General features: G+C 69.4%; 21 protein-coding genes. 9 read left to right on the top strand and 12 right to left on the bottom strand.

The features are described 5' to 3' along the window. Window positions 1-412 precede the first annotated feature (412 nt). From A5700_RS09890 to A5700_RS09870, 5 genes are all read left to right on the top strand, one after another. Complete coding sequence (locus A5700_RS09890; RefSeq protein WP_068069963.1) at window positions 413-1,426, top strand: GlxA family transcriptional regulator; 1,014 nt, start codon at window positions 413-415, stop codon at window positions 1,424-1,426. Window positions 1,427-1,533: 107 nt separating this feature from the next. Next, complete coding sequence (locus A5700_RS09885) at window positions 1,534-2,355, top strand: MBL fold metallo-hydrolase (protein ID WP_068069961.1); 822 nt, start codon at window positions 1,534-1,536, stop codon at window positions 2,353-2,355. Between the two features lie 57 nt (window positions 2,356-2,412). Continuing rightward, window positions 2,413-3,426 carry a zinc-dependent alcohol dehydrogenase family protein gene (locus tag A5700_RS09880; protein WP_068069959.1) on the top strand — a complete coding sequence of 338 codons (1,014 nt, stop codon included), beginning with the start codon at window positions 2,413-2,415 and terminating at the stop codon, window positions 3,424-3,426. A 52-nt stretch (window positions 3,427-3,478) separates the two neighbouring features. Next, window positions 3,479-5,143: an NAD-dependent malic enzyme gene (locus A5700_RS09875; RefSeq protein WP_369828257.1), complete on the top strand. Its 1,665-nt coding sequence runs from the start codon at window positions 3,479-3,481 to the stop codon at window positions 5,141-5,143. 21 nt (window positions 5,144-5,164) lie between these two features. Then, on the top strand, window positions 5,165-5,506 hold the full coding sequence (locus A5700_RS09870) for a VOC family protein (RefSeq protein ID WP_068069957.1): 342 nt from the start codon (window positions 5,165-5,167) through the stop codon (window positions 5,504-5,506). 52 nt (window positions 5,507-5,558) lie between these two features. Here the strand turns inward: A5700_RS09870 and A5700_RS09865 are convergent, their stop codons facing one another. From A5700_RS09865 to A5700_RS09835, 7 genes are all read right to left on the bottom strand, one after another. Beyond that, entirely contained in the window at window positions 5,559-6,251 is a 693-nt protein-coding gene (locus A5700_RS09865; protein WP_068069955.1) for a type 1 glutamine amidotransferase domain-containing protein, read from the bottom strand. A 63-nt stretch (window positions 6,252-6,314) separates the two neighbouring features. Next, on the bottom strand, window positions 6,315-7,637 hold the full coding sequence (locus A5700_RS09860; RefSeq protein ID WP_068069953.1) for an alpha/beta hydrolase family protein: 1,323 nt from the start codon (window positions 7,635-7,637) through the stop codon (window positions 6,315-6,317). A gap of 43 nt (window positions 7,638-7,680) precedes the next feature. Next, the gene (locus A5700_RS09855; protein WP_068069951.1) at window positions 7,681-8,142 is read right to left on the bottom strand and encodes an SRPBCC family protein; all 462 of its coding nucleotides are present in this window, start codon (window positions 8,140-8,142) and stop codon (window positions 7,681-7,683) included. Window positions 8,143-8,211: 69 nt separating this feature from the next. Continuing rightward, a complete protein-coding gene (locus A5700_RS09850) occupies window positions 8,212-8,967 on the bottom strand; it encodes a class I SAM-dependent methyltransferase (RefSeq protein ID WP_231973791.1) in 756 nt (251 codons plus the stop codon). After that, window positions 8,964-9,941, bottom strand: coding sequence for a methylenetetrahydrofolate reductase C-terminal domain-containing protein (locus A5700_RS09845; RefSeq protein ID WP_156671177.1), 978 nt, complete (start codon window positions 9,939-9,941; stop codon window positions 8,964-8,966). Before A5700_RS09845 ends, A5700_RS09850 begins: the two co-directional genes overlap by 4 nt. A gap of 70 nt (window positions 9,942-10,011) precedes the next feature. Further along, window positions 10,012-10,716: a carboxymuconolactone decarboxylase family protein gene (locus A5700_RS25310; RefSeq protein ID WP_082960485.1), complete on the bottom strand. Its 705-nt coding sequence runs from the start codon at window positions 10,714-10,716 to the stop codon at window positions 10,012-10,014. A gap of 67 nt (window positions 10,717-10,783) precedes the next feature. Further along, the gene (locus tag A5700_RS09835) at window positions 10,784-11,032 is read right to left on the bottom strand and encodes a hypothetical protein (RefSeq protein ID WP_068069949.1); all 249 of its coding nucleotides are present in this window, start codon (window positions 11,030-11,032) and stop codon (window positions 10,784-10,786) included. 441 nt (window positions 11,033-11,473) lie between these two features. On the opposite strand from A5700_RS09835, the gene A5700_RS09830 reads away from it, so the two are divergent. Next, on the top strand, window positions 11,474-11,884 hold the full coding sequence (locus A5700_RS09830) for a hypothetical protein (RefSeq protein WP_068069947.1): 411 nt from the start codon (window positions 11,474-11,476) through the stop codon (window positions 11,882-11,884). A gap of 408 nt (window positions 11,885-12,292) precedes the next feature. Further along, on the top strand, window positions 12,293-13,063 hold the full coding sequence (locus A5700_RS09825) for an enoyl-CoA hydratase (protein ID WP_068069945.1): 771 nt from the start codon (window positions 12,293-12,295) through the stop codon (window positions 13,061-13,063). On the opposite strand, the gene A5700_RS09820 is transcribed toward A5700_RS09825, so the two are convergent. From A5700_RS09820 to A5700_RS09800, 5 genes are read right to left on the bottom strand one after another with little or no spacing between them, the layout of a single operon-like run. Then, window positions 13,060-13,875, bottom strand: a complete 816-nt coding sequence (locus tag A5700_RS09820) for a CoA ester lyase (RefSeq protein WP_068069942.1) — start codon at window positions 13,873-13,875, stop codon at window positions 13,060-13,062. The genes A5700_RS09825 and A5700_RS09820 overlap by 4 nt on opposite strands. Then, entirely contained in the window at window positions 13,872-14,375 is a 504-nt protein-coding gene (locus A5700_RS09815; RefSeq protein ID WP_068069940.1) for a MaoC family dehydratase, read from the bottom strand. Before A5700_RS09815 ends, A5700_RS09820 begins: the two co-directional genes overlap by 4 nt. Next, entirely contained in the window at window positions 14,372-15,538 is a 1,167-nt protein-coding gene (locus A5700_RS09810; protein WP_068069938.1) for an acyl-CoA dehydrogenase family protein, read from the bottom strand. The genes A5700_RS09815 and A5700_RS09810 overlap by 4 nt, the downstream gene beginning before the upstream one ends. 7 nt (window positions 15,539-15,545) lie before the next feature. Continuing rightward, window positions 15,546-17,522: an acetyl/propionyl/methylcrotonyl-CoA carboxylase subunit alpha gene (locus A5700_RS09805; protein WP_068070039.1), complete on the bottom strand. Its 1,977-nt coding sequence runs from the start codon at window positions 17,520-17,522 to the stop codon at window positions 15,546-15,548. A 5-nt stretch (window positions 17,523-17,527) separates the two neighbouring features. Further along, window positions 17,528-19,123: a carboxyl transferase domain-containing protein gene (locus A5700_RS09800; protein WP_068069936.1), complete on the bottom strand. Its 1,596-nt coding sequence runs from the start codon at window positions 19,121-19,123 to the stop codon at window positions 17,528-17,530. A 239-nt stretch (window positions 19,124-19,362) separates the two neighbouring features. Between A5700_RS09800 and A5700_RS09795 the strand changes: the two genes are divergently transcribed. Together A5700_RS09795 and A5700_RS09790 are read left to right on the top strand one after the other, a co-directional pair. Continuing rightward, the gene (locus A5700_RS09795; RefSeq protein WP_082960484.1) at window positions 19,363-20,022 is read left to right on the top strand and encodes a TetR/AcrR family transcriptional regulator; all 660 of its coding nucleotides are present in this window, start codon (window positions 19,363-19,365) and stop codon (window positions 20,020-20,022) included. A gap of 70 nt (window positions 20,023-20,092) precedes the next feature. Further along, window positions 20,093-20,884 (top strand): MmpS family transport accessory protein, encoded by a 792-nt coding sequence (locus A5700_RS09790; RefSeq protein WP_068070038.1) that lies wholly within the window; start codon window positions 20,093-20,095, stop codon window positions 20,882-20,884. Window positions 20,885-20,902: the final 18 nt, after the last annotated feature.

Raw genomic sequence — 20,902 nt, 5'->3', positions numbered from 1 at the left:
AGCACCGACCCGGCAGCCCCGGGGCCGCGCGGTTTCGCGTGTGGCCTTAACGCCACGTCGCTCCACCTCCGACGAACGTACGGCGTCCAATTGCGTTCCGGGAGTAGCGATTCACGCGAGTTTCGATCACTTCAAGCCGTCGAACACGTGACCCCCTCTGGTGAATCACGGCGCGACGATGTCGACGGTGTGGCCGAAACTGATCGAAATGCGGCCGAGCCTGTCCGCCGGCTCCAGCCGCTGGTCGCACACCTCAAAATGAACTGCGAGCTGGGCCGATGCGGGTAATCGCGGATCGGGTGGGCCACCACCAACGGTGTCGCGTGGCGGACGGCGGCAGCTAAACTAGTGGCCTGAAGTACGCGGCTCTCGGGCCGCCGCGAGATCGACAACCGCGCGTAGGAGGCTCCTCATGGTGCGAGACCCATCAGCGGTCGCCCTGGTCATCTTCGACCGCGCACCGATGTTCGAGACCTCGGTGCCGATGAGCGTCTTCGGCATGGATCGATCGTCCACGGGGGCGCCCAAGTTTCGGTTCCTTCCTGTCGCCGGCGAAGAGGGACCCCTCACCACGACGGGGGGCCTGATCGTCACGGCCCCTTACGGTCTCGAAGCTCTGGCCGAGGCGTCGATCATCATGCTGCCGAGTTGGCGCGACGTCCGAGAGCGCCCGCCGCAGCAAGCCCTCGATGCAATTCGGGCGGCGCACGCGGGCGGCGCGACGCTGGTCAGCTTCTGTCTGGGTGGCTTTGTGCTGGCCGCCACCGGGCTGCTCGACGGCCGTCGCGCGGCCACCCACTGGTTCTACGCGCCAACGCTGGCCGCGATGTATCCCAAGGTCTCGGTGGATCCCGATGTGCTGTTCATCGACGACGGCGACATCGTGACCGGCGCCGGCACCGGCGCGGCGCTCGATGCCTGCTTGCACCTGGTCGCCCGGCAGTGGGGTGCCCGCGCATCGGCGGCCATCGCCCGGCGGATGGCCATGCCGCCGCGCCGCAACGGAACGCAGGCGCAAGTCGTTGACAACGTGTTGCCGTTACCCCAGCCGGCCAAGACGTTTACCGAGATCATGGCCTACGCCGTGCAGCACATCGCCGAGCCTCTGGACGTCGACGCGCTCGCCCGGCGGGCAATGATGAGCAGGCGCAACTTCGACCGCCAATTTCGCACGGTCACCGGCATGTCGGCGCTGCAGTGGGTGCTCTATCAACGCGTACTGGCCGCCCAGCGCCTCTTGGAGGACGGTGACAGCTCGATCGACGACATCGCTCAACAGTCGGGATTCACCAACGGAGTGGCACTCCGCCGCCATTTCCGCCGCCACTTCGGCATCAGCCCCCTGCAGTATCGGCTGAACGCGCGCGCAAGAGTCGCCGAGCGGCAACGCTTCTCGAACGGTGAGCAGTTGCGCCCGTCGTGCTGAGGCCGCGGGCCGCGGAAGCCGCGCATCTTGTCGCTGTGGCCGGAATCGCCCATTTTGTGCCACCGCATGTCTCACGTTGACGGCAGCGCTGTGCCAACAATGTAGGCATGGCAACGTCTTTGGCGGCGGTCTCGGGTACGGGTCTGGCGGCCGTCACGCTTCGGACGGTCGGCGGCCCCACCGCAATCGTGAGCATGGGCGGATTGAACCTACTGACCGACCCCACCTTCGACCAGCCCGGGGATCACCCGATCGGCCGGCGAGTCTTGACGAAAACCGTTGGACCGGCCATCGAACCCCGCGACATAGGCGTCATCGATGCGGTCCTGCTGTCCCACGACCAGCACCCGGACAACCTTGACGACGCGGGCCGGGAGGTGCTGCGGGCGGCGCCGCTGGTGTTGAGCACCAAGGCGGCCGCGGAACGACTCGGGGGCAACACACGCGAATTACCGTTGTGGCGCAGCCACATTCTGATTCGCCCCGACGGTGGTGAACTCAAAGTCACCGGGGTACCTGCGCAGCACGGCCCGGTCGGCACCGAACACCTCACCGGCGAGGTGCGCGGCTTCGTCCTGAGCGGCGCGGGACTGCCGACGGTGTATATCAGCGGCGACAACGCGTCGCTGTCGGTGGTGCGCGACATCGCCGACCACGCCGGTCCTATCGATATTGCGCTGATCTTCGCCGGGCGCGCCCGAACGTCCTTGCTTGACGCCTATCTCACCTTCGGTGCCGACCAGGCCGCCGAAGCCGCCGCCATCCTCGGTTGTCCCGTGGTGGTGCCGCTGCACGCCGACGGTTGGGGGCACCTGACCGAAGAGCTCGACGCGCTGGAGCCCGCGTTCGCGCGGCGCGGCCTCGGCGACCGGCTGCTTCTCACTACCCCCGGGGTCGAGACCGGAATCACGGTGCCCCCCACTCGTTGATCGCCGCCGGCGTTGCACGCCAGGTGTCGACACATCAGCTCGCGGAAAGGATTGGGCATGCGCGGTGCGGTACTGCACGGGACCGGACACGTCGGATTGGAAGAGCTTCCCGATCCCGTATTGCGCGAGAGCACCGATGCCGTCGTTCGCATCACCGCCAGCTGCATCTGCGGCACCGATCTCTGGGCGTATCGCGACGCCGGCGACGCGGCGCCCACGCCCATCGGGCACGAGTACTGCGGAGTGGTGGAAGAGGTCGGTGACGACGTCACGAGTGTCAGGCCCGGCCACTTCGTCGTAGGGCCGTTTCGCTACTGCGACAACACCTGCGCGTTGTGTCGGGCGGGCGCTCAGTCGTCCTGCCCGCAAGGAGCCATGATGCGCGGATGTCAGGCCGAAGCGGTGCGCGTGCCGTGGGCGGATGGTTCGCTGGTAGCGACTCCCACCACTCCGAGTCCGACAGATATCCCGAACCTGCTGGCGCTCTCCGATGTCATGGGCACTGGGTGGTACGCCGCGGAGGCCGCGCATGTGGGGCGCGGCTCCACGGTGACGGTGGTCGGCGACGGCGCGGTCGGGCTGTGCGGCGTCCTGGCCGCAGCACACCAAGGCGCGGAACGCATCATCATGATGAGCCGCCACAACTCACGCCAAGCACTGGCAGTCGAATTCGGCGCCACGGATATCGTCGCCGAGCGCGGCGCCGACGGCGCCCAACAAGTCAAGGAGCTGACCGGGGGTCTGGGAACCGACTGCGTGCTGGAGTGCGTGGGCACCGCGGAGTCGATGGCGCAAGCGCTGGCCACCGTCCGGCCGGGCGGCTCCATCGGTTTCGTCGGGCTCCCTCAGAACACCAGCGTGCCTGCAACCGAACTCTTCCACAGCCAGGTGGGCCTGCGCGGGGGGACCGCACCCGTTCGCCGATATCTGCCCTCGCTCATCGAGCTTGTCCTCGACGGAAAGATCAACCCCGGCAGGGTTTTCGACCTGACCCTGCCCCTGTCGGGGGTTGCCGAAGGCTACGACGCCATGGCGCAACGCCGCGCGATCAAAGTGCTCCTCACGGATTGACAGGGAAGAACGGCTCGTCGCGGGCGGCGCTGCGTGGTTCGCTGGGCCCATAATGGAGAACGGAATCAACGCAATGCATGTCGACCCCAGGGGGTACGCCCGGCTTTTCGATCCCCTCCTGACCAAAGGCACCGCGTACACCGATGAGGAGCGCAGCCGCCTGGGTTTGATGGGCCTACTGCCGACCGCGGTCAAGACGCTCGACCAGCAAGTCGAGCACTGCTGGCACGAGTTCAGCACTCGCCCAACACCGTTGGACAAGCACGCCTACCTGCGGGCGCTGCAGGATCGTAATGAGACGTTGTTCTACCGCGTCCTGCAGGAACACATCGTGGAAACGTTGCCGATCGTCTACACCCCGACCGTCGGCGAAGCCTGCCAGCAGTTCAGCAACATCTACCGTCGCCCCCGAGGCCTGTTCCTCTCCTACCCGCAACGTCACCGCCTGGCCGAGGCCCTGGCCAACCGTCCGCACCGTGACATCGACGTCATCGTCGTCACCGACGGCCAGCGGATCCTCGGCTTGGGAGACCAGGGAATCGGTGGCATGGGGATCCCGGTCGGCAAGCTTTCGCTCTATAGCCTGATCGGGGGGATCGATCCGGGGCGGACCCTTCCCATTCTGCTCGACGTGGGCACCGACAACGCCGTTCTCCTGGATGATCCCTATTACCTGGGCTGGCGGCACCGCCGCATCGACGGCCAGGCCTACGACGACTTCATCGACATGTTCGTCAGCGCGGTACGGCAGACGCTTCCCCACGTGCTGCTGCAGTGGGAGGACTTCGCGACGACCCACGCCCAACCCATCCTGGACCGGTATCGCGACACCATGCTGACCTTCAACGACGACATCCAAGGGACCGCCGCAGTGACTCTGGGCGCCCTGCACGGTGCCGCCCGGGTCGTGGGCCGGCCCTTGTCGGAACTCGACATCGTGATGCTGGGCGCCGGGTCGGCCGGCATCGGGGTGATGGACATGCTGCATCGCGAGTTGATGAGTCTTGGCTTAACCGAACGCGCTGCACGGCAACGTCTTTGGGTGGTCGACTCATTCGGTCTGCTGACCGATGACCGTCCGGGGCTTTCCGAAGCCAAGCGCCGTCACGCCCAACCGGCCGCGCGGGTAGCATCGTGGAACCTGTCCCGGCCGGCGCAACTCGCCGACGTCGTGCGCCACGTGGACGTCGATGTCCTGCTGGGTCTGTCGTCGGCGGCGGGCGCGTTCAACGAGACGATCGTGCGAGAGATGGCCGGCAAAGTCGAGCGCCCCATCATCTTCCCGCTGTCCAACCCGACCAGTCGCGCGGAGGCACATCCCGACGAGCTCGACCGTTGGACCGACGGCCGCGCGCTGATCGCGACCGGATCGCCATTCGGCTCGTTGCACCGCAACGGATCTCGCCGCGAGGTCGCGCAGTGCAACAATGTCTACATCTTTCCCGCGATCGGACTCGCGGTCACCGCCGCCAAAGCCACCCGGGTGACCGACACCATGGTCGCGGCCGCCGCTCGGGCCCTCGGCGAAGAATCTCCTGCATTTTCCAGCCCGGCTTCGCCGTTGCTGCCGTCGCTGCGCGACACACCGGACGTCACCATACGTATCGCCGAAGCGGTTGCGGCACAGGCGGTCAAAGACGGTGTTGCGCCGGCCCAAGACCCTATGGCGCTGAGCGAACACATCGCACGCACGCGCTGGTCGCCCCGATACCGCTGAGGGAATGAGAATGGAGACAGCATGGGCAACGTGACCACGGTGTTGGCACGGGTCCTCGTCGAGGACCTGGACCGGGCCATCCCCTTCTATCAAGCCCTGACCGAGGGGGCGGAGGCCACCCGGTTCAATGTCCGTGATGTCAGGCTGGCGCGCGTGGGGTCGTTCCTCCTGCTGAGCGGGAACACCGATCGGGTCAGCGATCGCGTTGCCACGGTGCGTGTGCAGTCGTTGGATCCGGTACTGGCCGCATTGTCGGCTCATAACGGGCACATCGTCGCCGGCCCCATGCCGGGGCCGCAGGGACGCAGGGTGGACGTCCGACACCCCGACGGCGCGGTGTTCGAGTACGTCGAAGGCCCCTAAGCGCCCAGCGATCAGTGCCGCGCGTCGGCCTGCTCGGTGTGCACGCTGGGTGCTAGTCGAGCTTCTTCATGAACTCCTGGGCCAGCGGCCCGGCCGACGCGGGGTTCTGGCCGGTGAAGAGGTTACGGTCGACGACGGTGTAGGGCTTCCAGTTCTCGCCGCGGGTGAACTCGACGCCCATCCGCACCAGCTCGTCCTCGGCGGTCCACGGGGCCTTCTCGCGCAGCCCGACGCCGTCCTCCTCGTCGTTGGTGAAGGCCGTCACCCGGTAACCGGCGAAGGGCGACACGCCGTTTCGGCGGGTCGCCAGCAGCGCCACCGGCGCGTGGCAGACGATGGCCAGCGGCTTGCCGGAAGCCAGGGCGGCGATCAGCAGCCGCCCGGAATCGGCGTCGCGCCACAGGTCCTCCATGGGGCCGTGCCCGCCGGGGTAGTAGACGGCGTCGTAGTCGTCGAGGCGGGCGTCGGCCAGCTCGATCGGGCGGCGCAGCTCCTCGGCGGAGCGCAGGATCTCCTCCATTTCGCGCGCGGTCTCCTCGCCGCCGGCCATCGCCGGCCGCAGGCTCATCGCGTCCACGTACGGCACAACGCCTTTCGGTGTGGCGACGACGACCTCGTGCCCGGCGCCGGTGAGCTCGCGGTACGGGGCGGCGAACTCCTCGGCCCAGTAGCCGGTGGGGTGCCGGGTGCCGTCGTTGAGCGCCCAGTAGCTCGCGCCCGACACCACGATCAAGACCTTCGCCATCGCATTCCTCCCGCGTCTGCTTGCCACCAGCGTTGTGTATCGAGCTACCGGCGTCAATGGCCGCTACGGCGCCACGGCGGCGCGCGGCGTCTGCAGGCGTTCCGCGAGCCAGGGCAGCGTCGTCGCGAAAGCCGCTGCGGCCGAGGGCCAATCGTGCTTGCCGGGCAGCCCGATGACCGCGCAGTCGATGCCGTTGGCGGCGCCCAACCGGCACAACGAGTCCGCGGCGGCCCGCCCGACCGGGCCGGGAACCGCGAACAGCCCCGCCACGTCGCGGTAGGGGCCGTGCCGGGTGATCACCGTGCTCGGGTCGAACCGCGCCCAGGCCGCGGCGTCCCCACCGAAGAGCCGGTCGATGGTCTGCTCGCGGGTGCCCGCGTTGGGGGCGATGTCACCGCCGATGTCGACGAACGCGCTGAACCGTTCGGGATGCATGACCGCCAGGTCCACCGCGCAGGTGCCCCCGGACGAGAACCCGACGACGCCCCATTTCGCTTCTGGTGACAGGCCGAACTGGTCGGCCACCCGCGGGATCACGTCGGCGAGCAGGTGATCGGCGGCGTTGCCGCGCGAGCCGTTGACGCACTCGGTGTCGACGGTGAACCCACCGGTGGCGTCGGCGAAGACGGCCAGCGGGGCGTAGCCGCCATGGGCCGCGGCGAACGCGTCCAGCGCGGCCACGGCGTCACCGGCGCGGATCCAGTCGGCCGGGGTATTGAATTCACCGCCGATCATCAACACGGCGGGCAGGCGCGGCGGTGCCGCGGCGAACCAGGCCGGCGGCAGATACACCCACTCGCCGCGGTGCGCGAAACCCGACGCGGCGGATCCGGTGTCCACCGGCACCACAGCTCCGCGTTGCGGCACAACCCCTTTGGACCTGGCGTCGTGAGCCGCCCGCAGCTCGGTCTGGTCCGGCAGCGGCCCGTTGGTCAATTGGCCCCAGGCGGACGAGACGGTCGGGAAGTAACCCAGCCACGCGTTGATGGTCAGCCCGGCGCTCAACAGACAAAACGACACCGCGAACACGCAGGCGTTGCGGCGCCACCACCCGGTGCGGCGCCAACTCCCGATCGTGATCGCGACGGCCGCTCCCACCAGCGCGGCCCACAACCACATCTGCCAGGGCGGCGGTTCGCTGGCCAGCCCGAGAGTGCCGTAAAACCAGTGCGAGCCCGTCGCTGTGAGGACGCCGGCCGCCACAACCAACGTCAGCCGGATCCAAGCGCGCCCGAGCCCCGCGATGGCGTAGGCCAAGGCCGCGACGGTGACGGCTTCGATCGCCACGGGGACCAGCCCGTGCATCAGCGAACCGCCGCCACCCGCGCCGGTTACCTGCGCCGCACGCGCCAGCAGTGCCTCGGCGCTCAGCGCGACCGCCCACATCGCACGCCGCCGGCGCGGTCAGACATCGCCGGTGCGCGGTCGCTCAGGCATCGGGGCGCGAGACGTCACCGCGCCACGCACCGGTCTCCCCCGGCCGGCTCTCGATGAACTTCTTGAACCGCTCCAGGTCGCCGTGGACCCGAGCCTTGAGGATGCCCAGCTTGTCAGCGGCCTGCTCGATGAAACCTTCGGGGTCGACGTCCATCTGCGTGGTCACCCGCGTCTTGTGGTCGTCGAGGCGGTGGAACGTGACGACCCCCGCATGCTCGGGGCCGTCGTCGGACTTCCACGCCACCCGCTCCTCGGGGTGTTGCTCGGTGATGGTGGCGTCGAATTCACGCGAGATCGGTCCGACCTTGATGCGCCAGTGGGTGTGGGTGGCGTCCCTTTGCTGGACCTGCTCGACGCCCTCCATGAATTCCGGGAAGGACTCGAACTGCGTCCACTGGTTGTACACGGTGCCGATCGGCTGGTCGACGTCGATCGAGGCGGTGGTGGTGCTCACGGCTTCTCCCTTGATGTCAGCGTTACGGTTGACTACCCGCGCCGGTTCGCGGGAAACGCTGCGGCGCGCTCAGCCGTGCCGCAGCACCAGCAGTTCGCCGGTCAGCGTCCCGTCGCCGAGCAGTTCCCCGATGGTCGAGCTCTGCCGCTCGGCGATCCGCCAGGTCTGGGTGTGCCCGTACCGGTCGCCCAGCGCCTTCTCAACGGCGTCGGCGCGCTGGGTCCAATCCTCCGGGATCGCGGGCAGCTCGGACGTGCCGATCCAGTCCTGGACCCGCAGCCCGGCCTCGCTCACCAACCGGGCCAACCCGTCGGGCGTCGGAAAGTGGTTGCCCTCCAACCTTTTACGGGCCTCCTCGTGGTGCGCGACGAAAGCCAGCACGCCGATGCGGCCCCCGCTTCGCACCGTGCGCCGCAGTTCGGTCAGCAGGCCGAGCTGATCGGGGGTGGTGCACAGAACCCCCAATGACCAAGCGACGTCGAAACTTTCGTCGGCCAGCGGCAACGCGGCCCCGTCGGCGCACAACACCGGGTAGCCGAACAGCTTCCGGGCGGCGCGGCAGGCGCCGAGCTCCGGTTCCACCAGCACCGGCCGCACGGAGCGCGAGTTCGTGGCGTAGGCGGCGGGGCCCCCGACGCCGGCGCCGGAGTCCAGCAGCCGGTCACCCTGCTCCAACTCCAACTGCTCGATGAGCCATTCCAACGCGGCCGGGCTGCCGCTGCCCCGGCAGCCCGCGGGCACGTGGTATTGCGGGCCCAGGTCCGCGGCCACCTGCGCGGTCCACTCCGCGACCGTGTCGAATTCGGCCTCCATCGCCTCGGTCACAATGCCTCCACTCGAATCCGACGACCAACCTCAGCCTTGATCTCCGCGCCGACGCGGGCGCCCGACGCCGACGCGAGCCCGGAAACGTTGACGCCCTCGATGCCTTCGATCGACAGCAACGCGCGCGCTTCGTCCACCGCGGCGGCGATCCCGGCCGAGACCGGATCCGCAGCGCCGAGCACCCGCTGGGTCACCGCCGCGTCGAGTTCCAGCCCGGGCAGCCCCTCCAGCACCGCCGCCGAAACGCTGTCCGTGAACACCGCGACGGCGGCGATCACGGGGATCGTCAGGCCCCCCGCCAGCGCCGCGGCCATGAAGTCGGCGACCATGTCCGGAAACGGCACATGATTGAGCACCGCCAGGCCGGCACCGGCGCGTTGCTTCTCCACCAGCCGGGCGGGACGACCCCGCACGGGCGGCGCCGTCGGCGTCTCGGGCACGGCCGGCACCACCCCTACGGATGCGGCCAGCGAGACCAGACGCGGCCCGTCCAGGTCGAAGGTCTGCGTGACGTCGGGCCGCACGTCGTAGCCGCGCCCGTCTCCCGTCACGCAGAGCACCGTTTCGACGCCGATGCTGCGCAGGCCCCGCAGTTCCTGCTCGAGCACCACCCGGTTGCGGTCTCGGCACGACAACGTGATCCACGGCGCCACACCCGCGTCGAGCAGCAACGACCCCATCAGCGTCGGCGGGAAATCGGGCTTGTTCTGGTGCTCGCCGACGAGCACGGCGTCGCAGCCGGGCGCCAGCAGCCCGGCCGTCGCGGCCACGTCGGCGCGGTCGAACGGCGTGCAACTGAAGTCGGTGAGCACCAGAGGCGCGCGGGCCGGGCGGGGCGGCGGCTGCGGACCGGGCCAGGGCACGATGTCCTCGAACGCGCACGCGCCGGGCCGCATCTCACACTGACCGTCGGGCCGCACGCCGCCGCACGGTCCGAACTCCATCCGTTTCGGACAGTCCGAATCCGCCGACATCACCACCCCCGGGCCGCGCTGCATGATCAGACGGACTTGTACCCCGCCGGGCGGAACCGCAAGCTTGCGTTCAGCCGGTGAACGCGTTGGACCCCATCACCAGCGCCGCGGTGCCGCCGAACAGGTAGCCCACCTCGACCGCCTCGGTGACCTCGGGCTCCGAGGCGCCGGCCGCGCGGGCGTTGCCCGCCAGGGTCCGAACGCCGTCGGGGTGCGCGGCGATCGCGTCGGTCACCATCGCCATCAGCAGCTTGTACTTCGCCGGGATCGCGCCGTCGCGCAGGATGCGCTCACGCATCGCCGAGTAAGACTCCGCGAACTGCGGGTCGCGCTGCTGAATCGCCCCGAGCCAAGCGGGCCTGCTCAGACCGGCCTGCGGCGGCGCCCCCGGGTCGGGGCAGCCGCCGGCCGGTGCCGACCCGCCGTCGCCGCAACCGTCGGCCCGCCCGGGCGGCGCGCCGGCCACGGCCGCAAACACCAGCGCAGCGGTGCACACGGCCGCGACCCATCCCGCGCGGGAACGACGAAAGCCATTGCCCTGCAACGACAAACCAACCGAAGGTTGCGCGCCTGCGCGCCGGGTCTCGACCTGGCCGAACCGCGCGCCGACCGCGAGCGCTTCGGCGATCTCGGCTTCCGAGGCGCCGGCGCAGCGCGCGTCCTCGAGCAATGGCGTCACCGGTCGCGCGGCGGCCGCGCCCGCGGCCGCCGCCATCAGTGCCTGGTACTTGAGCGGCATGACACCGTCGGGGCGCGGGCCGCGTGTGATTCCCATGGCCGCAACGTACGCCCCGCGGCGGTCTGGCGCAATCGAAACACCTTGCGGCGCTTGGGTTCAGGACTTATGCGCCCGGCAGGTACTGCCAGACGACGTCGTGGCTGCCGCTCGGCGACGGGTTGCACATCATGACGTGCCCGGCCGCGTCGCGCGCGGTCGCGTTGCGCACCGAGCAGTGCCGACCGGCGACCGGTGCGTTGATGTAGGCGATGCCCATACCGAGCGCCACCAGAACGGCCGTGACGGTACAGACCAGCGCCAGCCGGGCGTATCCGATTTTCTTATCGATTTGGCACTTCGTGGGGCTCGGCACTGGGCACTCCTTCCGTCGAACCGGAATGGCGGATGCGCTTCCCGGTTTGGCCGAGCATCGGCGCGCTGTCTTGGTGGATCCTTGAAAGAACCTTGAGGTGGGCGGGTATGCCGCGACGCCCGATTGGCCGGGTTTGACCGCAGCGCTTAGGCGGGAATGCCTTCTGTGCCTTGCGAAACGCCGCCGCGCCCGTGCTGCTACGGGCAGGCGAATTGCTGCGTCGCCTGTCGTTTATGGGCGTGCGCTACCGCTCCTTGCCGCGAGATTGCGCTGGCGTTTACCACAACCGACCGGTCATCGCATCGCAAACGATAAAAACAACAAATCTATAAAAGTTTCTGGCTTATTGAATTCGGGAATAATAGTATGGCGTGTCGGTACGGGTTGAGGCGCTAGCGGGGTCATCACTCAGGCGTCTCCATTCGAGGGGTGTTGGCATCAATGACGGTGAGTGATTGGCAACCGGTGGTTCGTGTCGGCGAACCGAGGTTCGTAGCGGGTGTCGGAAGTCGCATTAAAGTCGAGGTGAAAACGCGCGGCTGGCTTAGTCGCGACTGGCGCGGCTACTTCGGTTCCCTGGTATCGCAGCAACAACTCGATGCCAGGTATGCGTCCTTTCCGTGTTGGGACGAGGTGCAGCGCATTGAGGGTTCTTGCGTGCAGGACGACGCGGAGCGCTACATCGAAATGATCGACGCAGCAATACATTACGCCAATACCCGGCTACGCAGCGAGGCAAAACCGGGTACGGCCGCGCACGAGACGAACGCGAGTCGGCGGGCGCGCGCGGTGCGCCAACGGCAGGCCGAGCTCGACGAGTTGGCCCGGAAGTTGGCGAAACCCGAGCAGTGAGCTCGAGGCGTGCGCTCCGCGCCGCGCTGGTGGTCGATTGGGACGGCCTTGATTGAAGGTTTGCCCAGCTAATGCGGGGCAACGCGGTCAAAGAGACGTGCACTGCGCCGCCATTGTTACTAACCAGTAACGCATCGATGCAATTTGCTGCGTCGCCTTTGGCGAATGCTCAGCAGTATGCACAGGGTGACCTGTCAGAAGTGGCCGCAAGCGAGAAAACGACAGTTCGCAAAGTCCACGCAAAAAAGACCAAAGGTCAATTTATGGCGTCAAAAAGAACCGGCGGCAGCCGCACCCGGAATCCCGCGGTCGGCCCGGCGCGACGCACATAGGCTGCGTCGAAGTACGCTGACTTGCCCTGAGGCGGCGCGGACCGGCCTTTGAGCACCCGGACCCGGGAGGTGTGCGATGACGCAGCAAGATCTCGTCCTGTACAGCGTCGACGACCGCGTCGCGCTGATCACCGTCAACGATCCCGACCGGCGTAACGCGGTGACCGCCGATATGTCGGCCCGCCTGCGCGACGCGGTGGCGCGGGCCGAAGCCGACCCCGACGTGCATGCCGTGATCATCACCGGTGCAGGCAAGGCGTTCTGCGCGGGGGCGGATCTGGCCGCGCTCGCCGCGGCGGGTGGCGCGGCGGCCGAGACGGGCCTGCGGCACCTCTACGACGGCTTCATGGCGGTCGGGGAATGCCGCCTACCCACCATCGCCGCCGTCCACGGCGCGGCCGTCGGCGCCGGGCTGAACCTGGCCCTGGCCGCCGACGTGCGCATCGCCGGCCCGCGGGCCCTGTTCGACGCCCGCTTCCAGCAGCTGGGCATCCATCCCGGCGGGGGTGCGACGTGGATGTTGCAGCGAGGCGTGGGGCCGCAGGTCGCCCGCGCGGCCCTGCTGTTCGGGATGCGGTTCGACGCCGAGTCGGCCGTGCGCCATGGTTTGGCGCTCGACGTCGCCGACGACCCGGTGGCCGCCGCCAAGGAGCTGGCCGCCGGGCCGGCGTCGGCCCCGCGCGAGGTCGTGCTCGCGACCAAGGCCACCATGCGCGCCACCGTCAGCCCGGGCGCGCTGGACACCGAGCACCACGACCTGGCCATGCGCACCGAGCTTGGGCCGCAGCTGTATTCGATCCAGTCGCCGGAATTCGCCACGCGATTGGCCGCGGCGCAGCGACGCTAGCCGGACTCCCCCGCCCGCCGCAGCAGCGCCGCCGCGTGCTTGAGCACCGGCGAGTCGACCATCTGCCCCTCGAAGGCGAAGACGCCGCGCTCGGTCTCGGCGGCCGCCAGCACCCGCCGGGCCCAGTCCAGCTTTTCCTCGGCCGGCCGATACGCCGCGCGGACCACGGGCACCTGGCTCGGGTGGATGCACACCGTTCCGGCGAAGCCGAGCGCCACGGCATCCTCGGCCTCGGCCCGCAACCCGTCGAGGTCGCGGATGTCGAGGTGCACCGCGTCGAGCGCGACCCGGCCGAACGCGGACGCGGTCAGCAGGGCGGTGGACCGCACGTGGTGGGCGACGTCGCGGTAGCTACCGTCGGCCCTGCGGCTCGAGCTGCCGCCCAGCGTGGCGACCAGGTCTTCGGCGCCCCACATCACGGCGACGGTGCCGGCCGCGGCGGCGATCTCGGCGGCGAACACCGCGCCGCGCGGCGTCTCCAGCAGTGCGATCACGTCGCGCGGCGCCAGCGCCCCCACCTGCGCCGCGGACTCCGTCTTCGACAACATCACCGTCGTGTACGCGGTCGAGGCGAGGGCCTCCAGGTCGCGGGGGTGCTCGTCGGTGTCGGCGGCGTTGATCCGCACGACGGTGCGTTCGGGGTCCAGGGGGGTCTCCCGCAACGCCTCGCGCGCGGCGGGCTTGTCCGCCGCCGCCACCCCGTCCTCGAGGTCGAGGATCACCACGTCCGCCGCGGCGGCGGCCTTGGCGAAGCGCTCGGGGCGGTCGGCCGGGCAGAACAACCACGCCGGCCCGGCGTCGTGCAGGTTCACTCGGCCTCCGAGTTGGCCGGACGCTTTTGCACCAGCGTGGTGCGCACGGCCCGCGCCACCACGTCGCCGTCCTGATTGCGGCCGGTGTGTTCCAGCGTCACGATGCCCTCGCCGGGGCGGCTCTTGGATTCCCGCTTGCCGGTGCAGACGGTTTCCGCGTACAGGGTGTCCCCGTGGAAGAGCGGCTTGGGAAAGGACACCTCGGAGAAGCCGAGGTTGGCCACGATGGTGCCGAGCGTCAGCTGCGACACGGACAACCCGACGAGGGTGGACAGGGTGAACATCGAATTCACCAGGCGCTCCCCGCGAAAGCCCGGCTGGTCGGCGGCCCACGCCGCGTCGAGATGCAGCGATTGGGTGTTCATGGTCAGCGTGGTGAACAAGACGTTGTCGGCCTCGGTGACCGTGCGGCCCGGCCGGTGCCGATAGGTGGTGCCGATCTCGAACTCCTCGAACCACAGGCCCCGCTGGACGACGGACTTGCCGCTGTGCTCGGTCATGAGAGCCCCAACGACCGCGCGATGAGCATCAGCTGCACTTCCGTGGTCCCCTCACCGATCTCCAGGATCTTGCTGTCGCGATAGTGCCGCGCGACCGGGTACTCGTTCATGAAACCGTAGCCGCCGTGGATCTGCGTGGCGTCCCGGGCGTTGTCCATCGCCGCCTCCGACGCGATCATCTTCGCGACGGCCGCCTCCTTCTTGAAGGGTTTGCCCGCCAACATCTTCGCGGCGGCGTCGTAGTAGGCCGTGCGCGCGACGTGTGCGCGGGCCTCCATGCGGGCGATCTTGAAGCTGATGGCTTGATACGAGCCGATCGGCTGGCCGAACGATTGGCGCTCCTTGGCGTACTTGACGCTCTCGTCGACGCAGCCCTGCGCCGCGCCGGTGGCCAGCGCCGCGATCGCGATGCGCCCCTCGTCGAGGATCGACAGGAAGTTGGCATAACCGGTGCCCCGGGTGCCGAGCAGGTTTTCTTCGGGCACGCGGGCGTCGTCGAACGACAACGGGTGGGTGTCCGAGGCGTTCCAGCCGACTTTGTTGTAGACCGGCTCGACAATGAAACCCGTTGTGCCGCTGGGCACCACGATCGTCGAGATTTCCTTTTTGCCATTGGCCAACGTCCCGGTGACCGCGGTGACGGTGACCAGGGAGGTAATGTCGGTGCCGGAATTGGTGATGAATTGCTTGCTACCGTTGACCACCCACTCGCCGTTGTCGAGCCGGGCCGTGGTCCGGGTGCCGCCGGCGTCGGAGCCGGCGCCGGGCTCGGTGAGCCCGAAGCCCGCCAGGGACCGGCCCGCGGTCAGGTCCGGCAACCACTTCTGCTTCTGCTCCTCGGTGCCGAACCGGTAGATCGGCATGGCCCCGAGGCTCGCCGCGGCCTCCAGGGTGATCGCCACCGACTGGTCGACCTTGCCGAGCTCTTCGAGCGCCAACGACAGCGCGAAGTAGTCGCCGCCCATGCCGCCGTATTCCTCCGGGAACGGCAGTCCGAACAGCCCCATCTCGCCCATCTTGGCGACTACCTCGTACGGAAAGCTGTGTTCCGCATCGTGTTTGGCCGACACCGGCGCGACCACGGTACGCGCGAACTCGGCGACCGTTCCCCGCAGGTCCTCGTATTCCTTCGGCAGGGTTCCTGCCGTGATGGCTGTGGTCATGATTCCTCTACTCCTTGCCGCCTTCGTCCAGCCGGGCCAGCACCTGATCGACCGTGACCTGATCACCGACGGACACCAGCACCTCGAGCACTCCGGCGACCGGCGCGGTCAGCGAGTGCTCCATCTTCATCGCCTCGACGACCACCACCACGTCACCCTCGGCGACCTCGGCTCCGGATTCGGCTTGCACGGCAATGACATTGCCGGGCATCGGGCTGACGATCTCGGCTTGGCGCTGCCCGGCGGCGCGCTGGATCCGCTGTTCCTCGGCTTCGTGCAGGTGCCAGGTGCCGCGCTCGTCGGCGATCCACAGGTGCTGCTCGGCCTCGGCCCACCGGTACTCACGACGCAGCCCGTCCAGGGTCACGATCAGCCGGTCCGCGGCGAGTTGCGCGGTGGCCGAGGCGATTTCAGCTGCGCCTACCTGGACCAGGGCGGACTCCGGTGGCCCCCACACGCTGACGGTCTCGCTGCGTTGCGGGGTGCGCAGGGTGGTCCGGACCGGTGCCGGACGGCCGCCGACGCGCCACCCGCTGGGTTGCGCCCACGGATTGCCCGCCGCGCGGCGACACAGCATCACCTGCCGGTACAGGCCGGCGGCGGCCAGCACGTCATCGGGGGCGGGCAGCGCGGCGAAATCGCCCAGCCGCTGATCCAGCAGCGCGGTGTCCAGGTCGCCGGCACGCACCCGCGGGTCGGCGAGCAGGAATCGCAGGAATTCGATGTTGGTCTGCACGCCCAGGATCGCCGTCGCGCTCAGCGCCCGGTCGAGGGTGGCCAGCGCCTCGTCGCGATCGGCGCCGTGGGCGATCACCTTGCTCAGCATCGGGTCGTAGTCGCTGCCCACGTGCACGCCGGCCAGCAGCGAGGAGTCGACCCGCACGCCGTCGGCGGACGGCTCGACGACGCCCAGCACCCGGCCGCCGGTGGGCAGGAAGCCACGCGCCGGATCTTCGGCGTACACCCGCGCCTCGATCGCGTGACCGCGCAGTTCGACGTCGTCTTGGCCGAACGCCAGCTTCTCGCCGGCGGCGACCCGCAGCTGCCACTCCACCAGGTCGAGGCCGGTGACCGCTTCGGTCACCGGATGTTCGACCTGCAGGCGGGTGTTCATCTCCATGAAGAAGAATTCGTCCGGGCGCTCGGCGGAGACGATGAACTCCACGGTGCCGGCGCCGACGTAGTCGACGCTGCGCGCGGTGTCACATGCCGCGGCACCGATCCGCGCGCGCGTCTGCGGGTCGAGCAGCGGCGACGGCGCCTCCTCGATGACCTTTTGATGGCGTCGCTGCAGGCTGCATTCGCGCTCGCCCAGGTGCACCACGTTACCGTGGGTGTCGGCGAGCACCTGCACCTCGATGTGCCTGGGGCGCAACACGAATCGCTCCAGGAACAGTGTGTCGTCCCCGAACGACGAGGCGGCCTCACGACGCGCGCTCATCAGCGCGGCGCGCAGCCCGGCCGGTTCCTCGACCAGCCGCATCCCCTTGCCGCCACCGCCCGCCGACGGCTTGATCAGCACGGGGTAGCCGATCTGGTCGGCCGCCGCGACCAACTCGTCATCGCTCATGCCCGGCTTCGCCACGCCGGGCACCACCGGGACGTCGAAGGCGGCCACCGCGTTTTTGGCGGTGATCTTGTCGCCCATCACCTGGATGGCCCGCGCGGGCGGTCCCAGGAACACCACGCCGGCGCGCTCGCAGGCCGTCGCGAATTCGGCGTTCTCCGAGAGGAACCCGTAGCCGGGGTGGATCGCCTGGGACCCGGTGCGTAGCGCCGCGTCGACCACCTTGGCGATGTCGAGGTAGCTGTCCCGGGCCGCGGCCGGCCCCAACCGCACCGCCTCGTCCGCCTCGAGCACGTGGCGGGCGCCGGCGTCCGCGTCGCTGTAGACGGCAACCGAGCGGATGCCCAGCCGCCGCAGGGTGCGCATCACGCGCACCGCGATCTCCCCGCGGTTGGCCACCAAGACGGTCGTGAACACGGCGCTCACATCCGGAACACGCCGTAGGAGACCGGCTCCAGCGGCGCCTGCGCGCACACCGAAAGCGCGAGCCCGACAACGGTTCTGGTGTCGGCGGGGTCGATGATGCCGTCGTCCCACAACCGGGCGGTCGAGTAGTACGGGTTGCCCTGATCCTCGTATTGCGCGCGGATCGGCGCCTTGAACGCCTCTTCGTCGTCGCCCGACCATGGCGTGCCTGCCGCCGCGAGCTGCTCGCCGCGGACGGTGGCCAACACCGAGGCGGCCTGCTCGCCGCCCATCACCGAGATCCGGGCGTTGGGCCACATCCACAGGAAGCGCGGTGAGTACGCCCGGCCGCACATCGAATAGTTGCCCGCCCCATAGGATCCGCCGATCACGACGGTGAGCTTGGGCACGCGGGCGCACGCCACCGCCGTCACCATCTTGGCGCCGTGCTTGGCGATGCCGCCGGCCTCGTAGTCGCGCCCGACCATGAATCCGGCGATGTTCTGCAGGAACAGCAGCGGCACGGTGCGCTTGTCGCACAACTCGATGAAATGCGCGCCCTTCATCGCGGATTCGCTGAACAACACGCCGTTGTTGGCGACGATGCCCACCGGGTGGCCGTGGATGCGGGCGAAGGCGGTGACCAGCGTCTTGCCGTAATTGGCCTTGAATTCGCTGAATTCGCCGCCGTCGACCAGCCGGACGATCACCTCGCGCACGTCGTAGGGCACCCGCGGATCCGGCGGCACCACGTCGTAGAGCTCCGTCTGCGCGTGCGCGGCGTCGACCGTCGGCGTCGTCTCCCACGGGCTGGGCGCGCGGGGCCCGAACGTCGCCGCGATCGCGCGCACGATCCGCAGGGCGTCCTCGTCGTCCTCGGCGAGGTGGTCGGTGACGCCGGAGACGCGCGAATGCAGGTCGCCGCCGCCCAGGTCCTCGGCCGAGACGATCTCCCCCGTGGCCGCCTTCACCAACGGTGGGCCGCCCAGGAAGATCGTGCCCTGCTCGCGGACGATGACGGCCTCGTCGCTCATCGCCGGGACGTACGCGCCGCCCGCCGTGCACGAGCCCAAGACCGCCGCGACTTGCGGAATCGCTTTGGCGCTCATGGTCGCCTGGTTGTAGAAGATGCGCCCGAAATGCTCGCGGTCGGGAAACACCTCGTCCTGGCGCGGCAAGAAGGCGCCGCCGGAGTCGACGAGGTAGATGCACGGCAGCCGGTTCTGCAGCGCGACCTCTTGAGCGCGCAGGTGCTTTTTGACCGTCATCGGGTAGTAGGTGCCCCCCTTGACCGTCGCGTCGTTGGCCACGATCACGCATTCGCGGTCCGACACCCGGCCGATGCCGGTGATGATCCCGGCACCGGGGGATTCGTCGCCGTACATCCCGGTCGCGGCCAGCGGGGACAGTTCCAAGAACGGGGCGCCCGGATCCAGCAGGCGATCCACCCGGTCGCGCGGCAACAGTTTGCCGCGGCTGACGTGGCGCTCGCGCGCCCGCTCGCTGCCACCGAGGGCCGCCTCTGCCAGTCGGGTCCGAAATTCGGCGACCAGGCGGCGGTGCTCGTCGGCGAAGCCGGACGCCCGCGCGACGCCGGCGGTCGGGGCGGTCACCGAAGGGCCTCGCGATTCGTCGCCACCGGCACGGCCCGCGCGACCACCACTCTGTCCATCGCCGCCGCAGCCTCCTTGCCGTCCGGCCAGTTGAGTTAATGCTCATTAACCGGTTGCCGACAATACCATCGGCGCACCGCCGCGTCCAGGGACGTCGCACCGGGCGGCGCCGTCCGTGCGCTTGAGTTCACCGCCCAGAACCCGTATGAGTTAGGGGCGATTAACCAACCGGAGGTCTCATGGCCAGCTCCGCGTCCAGGGCCACCCCTGACGGTCGATCCGATGCGCCGAACCGTCGCACCCAGTTGAAGTCCGACCGGCGCCAGCAATTGCTGGCGGCGGCCGAGCGTCTCTTCGCCGAACGCGGCTTCCTGGCCGTCCGGTTGGAGGACATCGGCGCCGCGGCGGGAATCAGCGGGCCGGCCATCTACCGGCACTTCGCGAACAAGGAGTCGCTGTTGGTCGAGCTACTGGTCGGCATCAGCACCCGGTTGCTCACCGGCGCGCGCGAGGTGCGCGCCCGCAACCCCCGAGCTGCCGACGCGCTCGACGGCCTCATCGATTTCCATCTGGACTTCGCCTTCGGCGAGCCCGACCTGATCCGCATCCAGGACCGCGACCTCGCCTACTTGCCCGAGGCCGCCGCCAAGCAGGTGCGCAAGGCCCAGCGGCAGTACGTGGAGGTGTGGGTCGGTGTCCTGCGCGAGTTGCATCCCGACCTCGACGAGGCCGATGCACGGCTCACCGCTCACGCGGCGTTCGGCCTGCTCAATTCGACGCCGCACAGCGTCAAGCCGGCCGACAACGCAGGCGGCGAACCCCGCCGGGCGGCACGCTCGCGCGCCGTGATGCGGGCGATGACGGTCGCCGCGCTCGCCGCCGGACCCGAGTGCCCGTGACGGTGCGCGCCGCACAGTGAGGGGGGTCGACGGCCCCCAATCCAGGTACCCTGCATGCCATGAGGTGGACATGAACGATTCACGTCCCACCGGACGTTATCGCCCCTCGTTGCCGAGGCCGGGGGCGCAGGGGCCGCGCACTTCGCCCCCCGTCGATCCCGCGTACGCCGACCAAGCCCCCTACGCACCTACCTATGGCGGGCACCTCCCGCCCTGGGCTCCGCGCGCGAACCAGACCAGCCCCACCAGGCCGTTGCCGGCGTACTGGGCGCAGCACGACATGCCGCCGGCCGGGGAATCGCCGACCGAGGTGCTGGCACCGCTGCCGCCGCCGCAGGGGCCGAAATCGCCCCGCTGGCTGTGGATCGCCGCCATCGCGGCGGTGCTGCTCGTCGTCGCCCTCGTGATGGCGCTGGTCCTGGCGAACGACGCGATCAAGACCCAGACCGCCGTCCCCCCGCTGCCCGCCATGCCCGAGCCGACCACGACGACGGCGGCTCCCCCGCCCTCGGTGCACAGGTCACCGTCGCGCCTGCCGGCGCCGATCCCGCCGACGACCGGGCCGCCTACGCCCAGCGGGACCACCGGCCCGGCCGGCATGCAGGACGTCGTGTACACCGTCGCCGGGGAGGGGCGGGCGATCAGCGTGATGTACATCGACACCGGCGACCTGATCCAGACCGAATTCAACGTCGCGCTGCCGTGGACCAAAGAGGTCAGCCTGTCCAGGGCTGCGGTGCACCCGGCCAACGTGACGATCGTCAACATCGGGCACAGCGTCACCTGCTCGGTGAGCATCGACGGCGTGCAGGTCAGCCGCCGGATCGGCGGGGGCCTGACGATCTGCGACGCGCGGGGCTGAGCCGGCGCGGCACGCGGG

It is taken from the genome of Mycobacterium sp. E1214 (genome assembly GCF_001666755.1).
Lineage (GTDB): Bacteria > Actinomycetota > Actinomycetes > Mycobacteriales > Mycobacteriaceae > Mycobacterium.
Note: the sequence above shows the minus strand (reverse complement) of the source record. Positions and strands in the feature narration are given on the sequence as shown.

Bases quoted from the DNA above. Each gene is read 5' to 3' on its own strand.
- A5700_RS09890 (WP_068069963.1), top strand. From the start codon at position 413: ATGGTGCGAGACCCATCAGCGGTCGCCCTGGTCATCTTCGACCGCGCA.
- A5700_RS09885 (WP_068069961.1), top strand. From the start codon at position 1,534: ATGGCAACGTCTTTGGCGGCGGTCTCGGGTACGGGTCTGGCGGCCGTC.
- A5700_RS09880 (WP_068069959.1), top strand. From the start codon at position 2,413: ATGCGCGGTGCGGTACTGCACGGGACCGGACACGTCGGATTGGAAGAG.
- A5700_RS09875 (WP_369828257.1), top strand. From the start codon at position 3,479: ATGGAGAACGGAATCAACGCAATGCATGTCGACCCCAGGGGGTACGCC.
- A5700_RS09870 (WP_068069957.1), top strand. From the start codon at position 5,165: ATGGGCAACGTGACCACGGTGTTGGCACGGGTCCTCGTCGAGGACCTG.
- A5700_RS09865 (WP_068069955.1), bottom strand. From the start codon at position 6,251: ATGGCGAAGGTCTTGATCGTGGTGTCGGGCGCGAGCTACTGGGCGCTC.
- A5700_RS09860 (WP_068069953.1), bottom strand. From the start codon at position 7,637: ATGTGGGCGGTCGCGCTGAGCGCCGAGGCACTGCTGGCGCGTGCGGCG.
- A5700_RS09845 (WP_156671177.1), bottom strand. From the start codon at position 9,941: ATGTCGGCGGATTCGGACTGTCCGAAACGGATGGAGTTCGGACCGTGC.
- A5700_RS25310 (WP_082960485.1), bottom strand. From the start codon at position 10,716: ATGGGAATCACACGCGGCCCGCGCCCCGACGGTGTCATGCCGCTCAAG.
- A5700_RS09830 (WP_068069947.1), top strand. From the start codon at position 11,474: ATGACGGTGAGTGATTGGCAACCGGTGGTTCGTGTCGGCGAACCGAGG.
- A5700_RS09825 (WP_068069945.1), top strand. From the start codon at position 12,293: ATGACGCAGCAAGATCTCGTCCTGTACAGCGTCGACGACCGCGTCGCG.
- A5700_RS09815 (WP_068069940.1), bottom strand. From the start codon at position 14,375: ATGACCGAGCACAGCGGCAAGTCCGTCGTCCAGCGGGGCCTGTGGTTC.
- A5700_RS09810 (WP_068069938.1), bottom strand. From the start codon at position 15,538: ATGACCACAGCCATCACGGCAGGAACCCTGCCGAAGGAATACGAGGAC.
- A5700_RS09795 (WP_082960484.1), top strand. From the start codon at position 19,363: ATGGCCAGCTCCGCGTCCAGGGCCACCCCTGACGGTCGATCCGATGCG.
- A5700_RS09790 (WP_068070038.1), top strand. From the start codon at position 20,093: ATGAACGATTCACGTCCCACCGGACGTTATCGCCCCTCGTTGCCGAGG.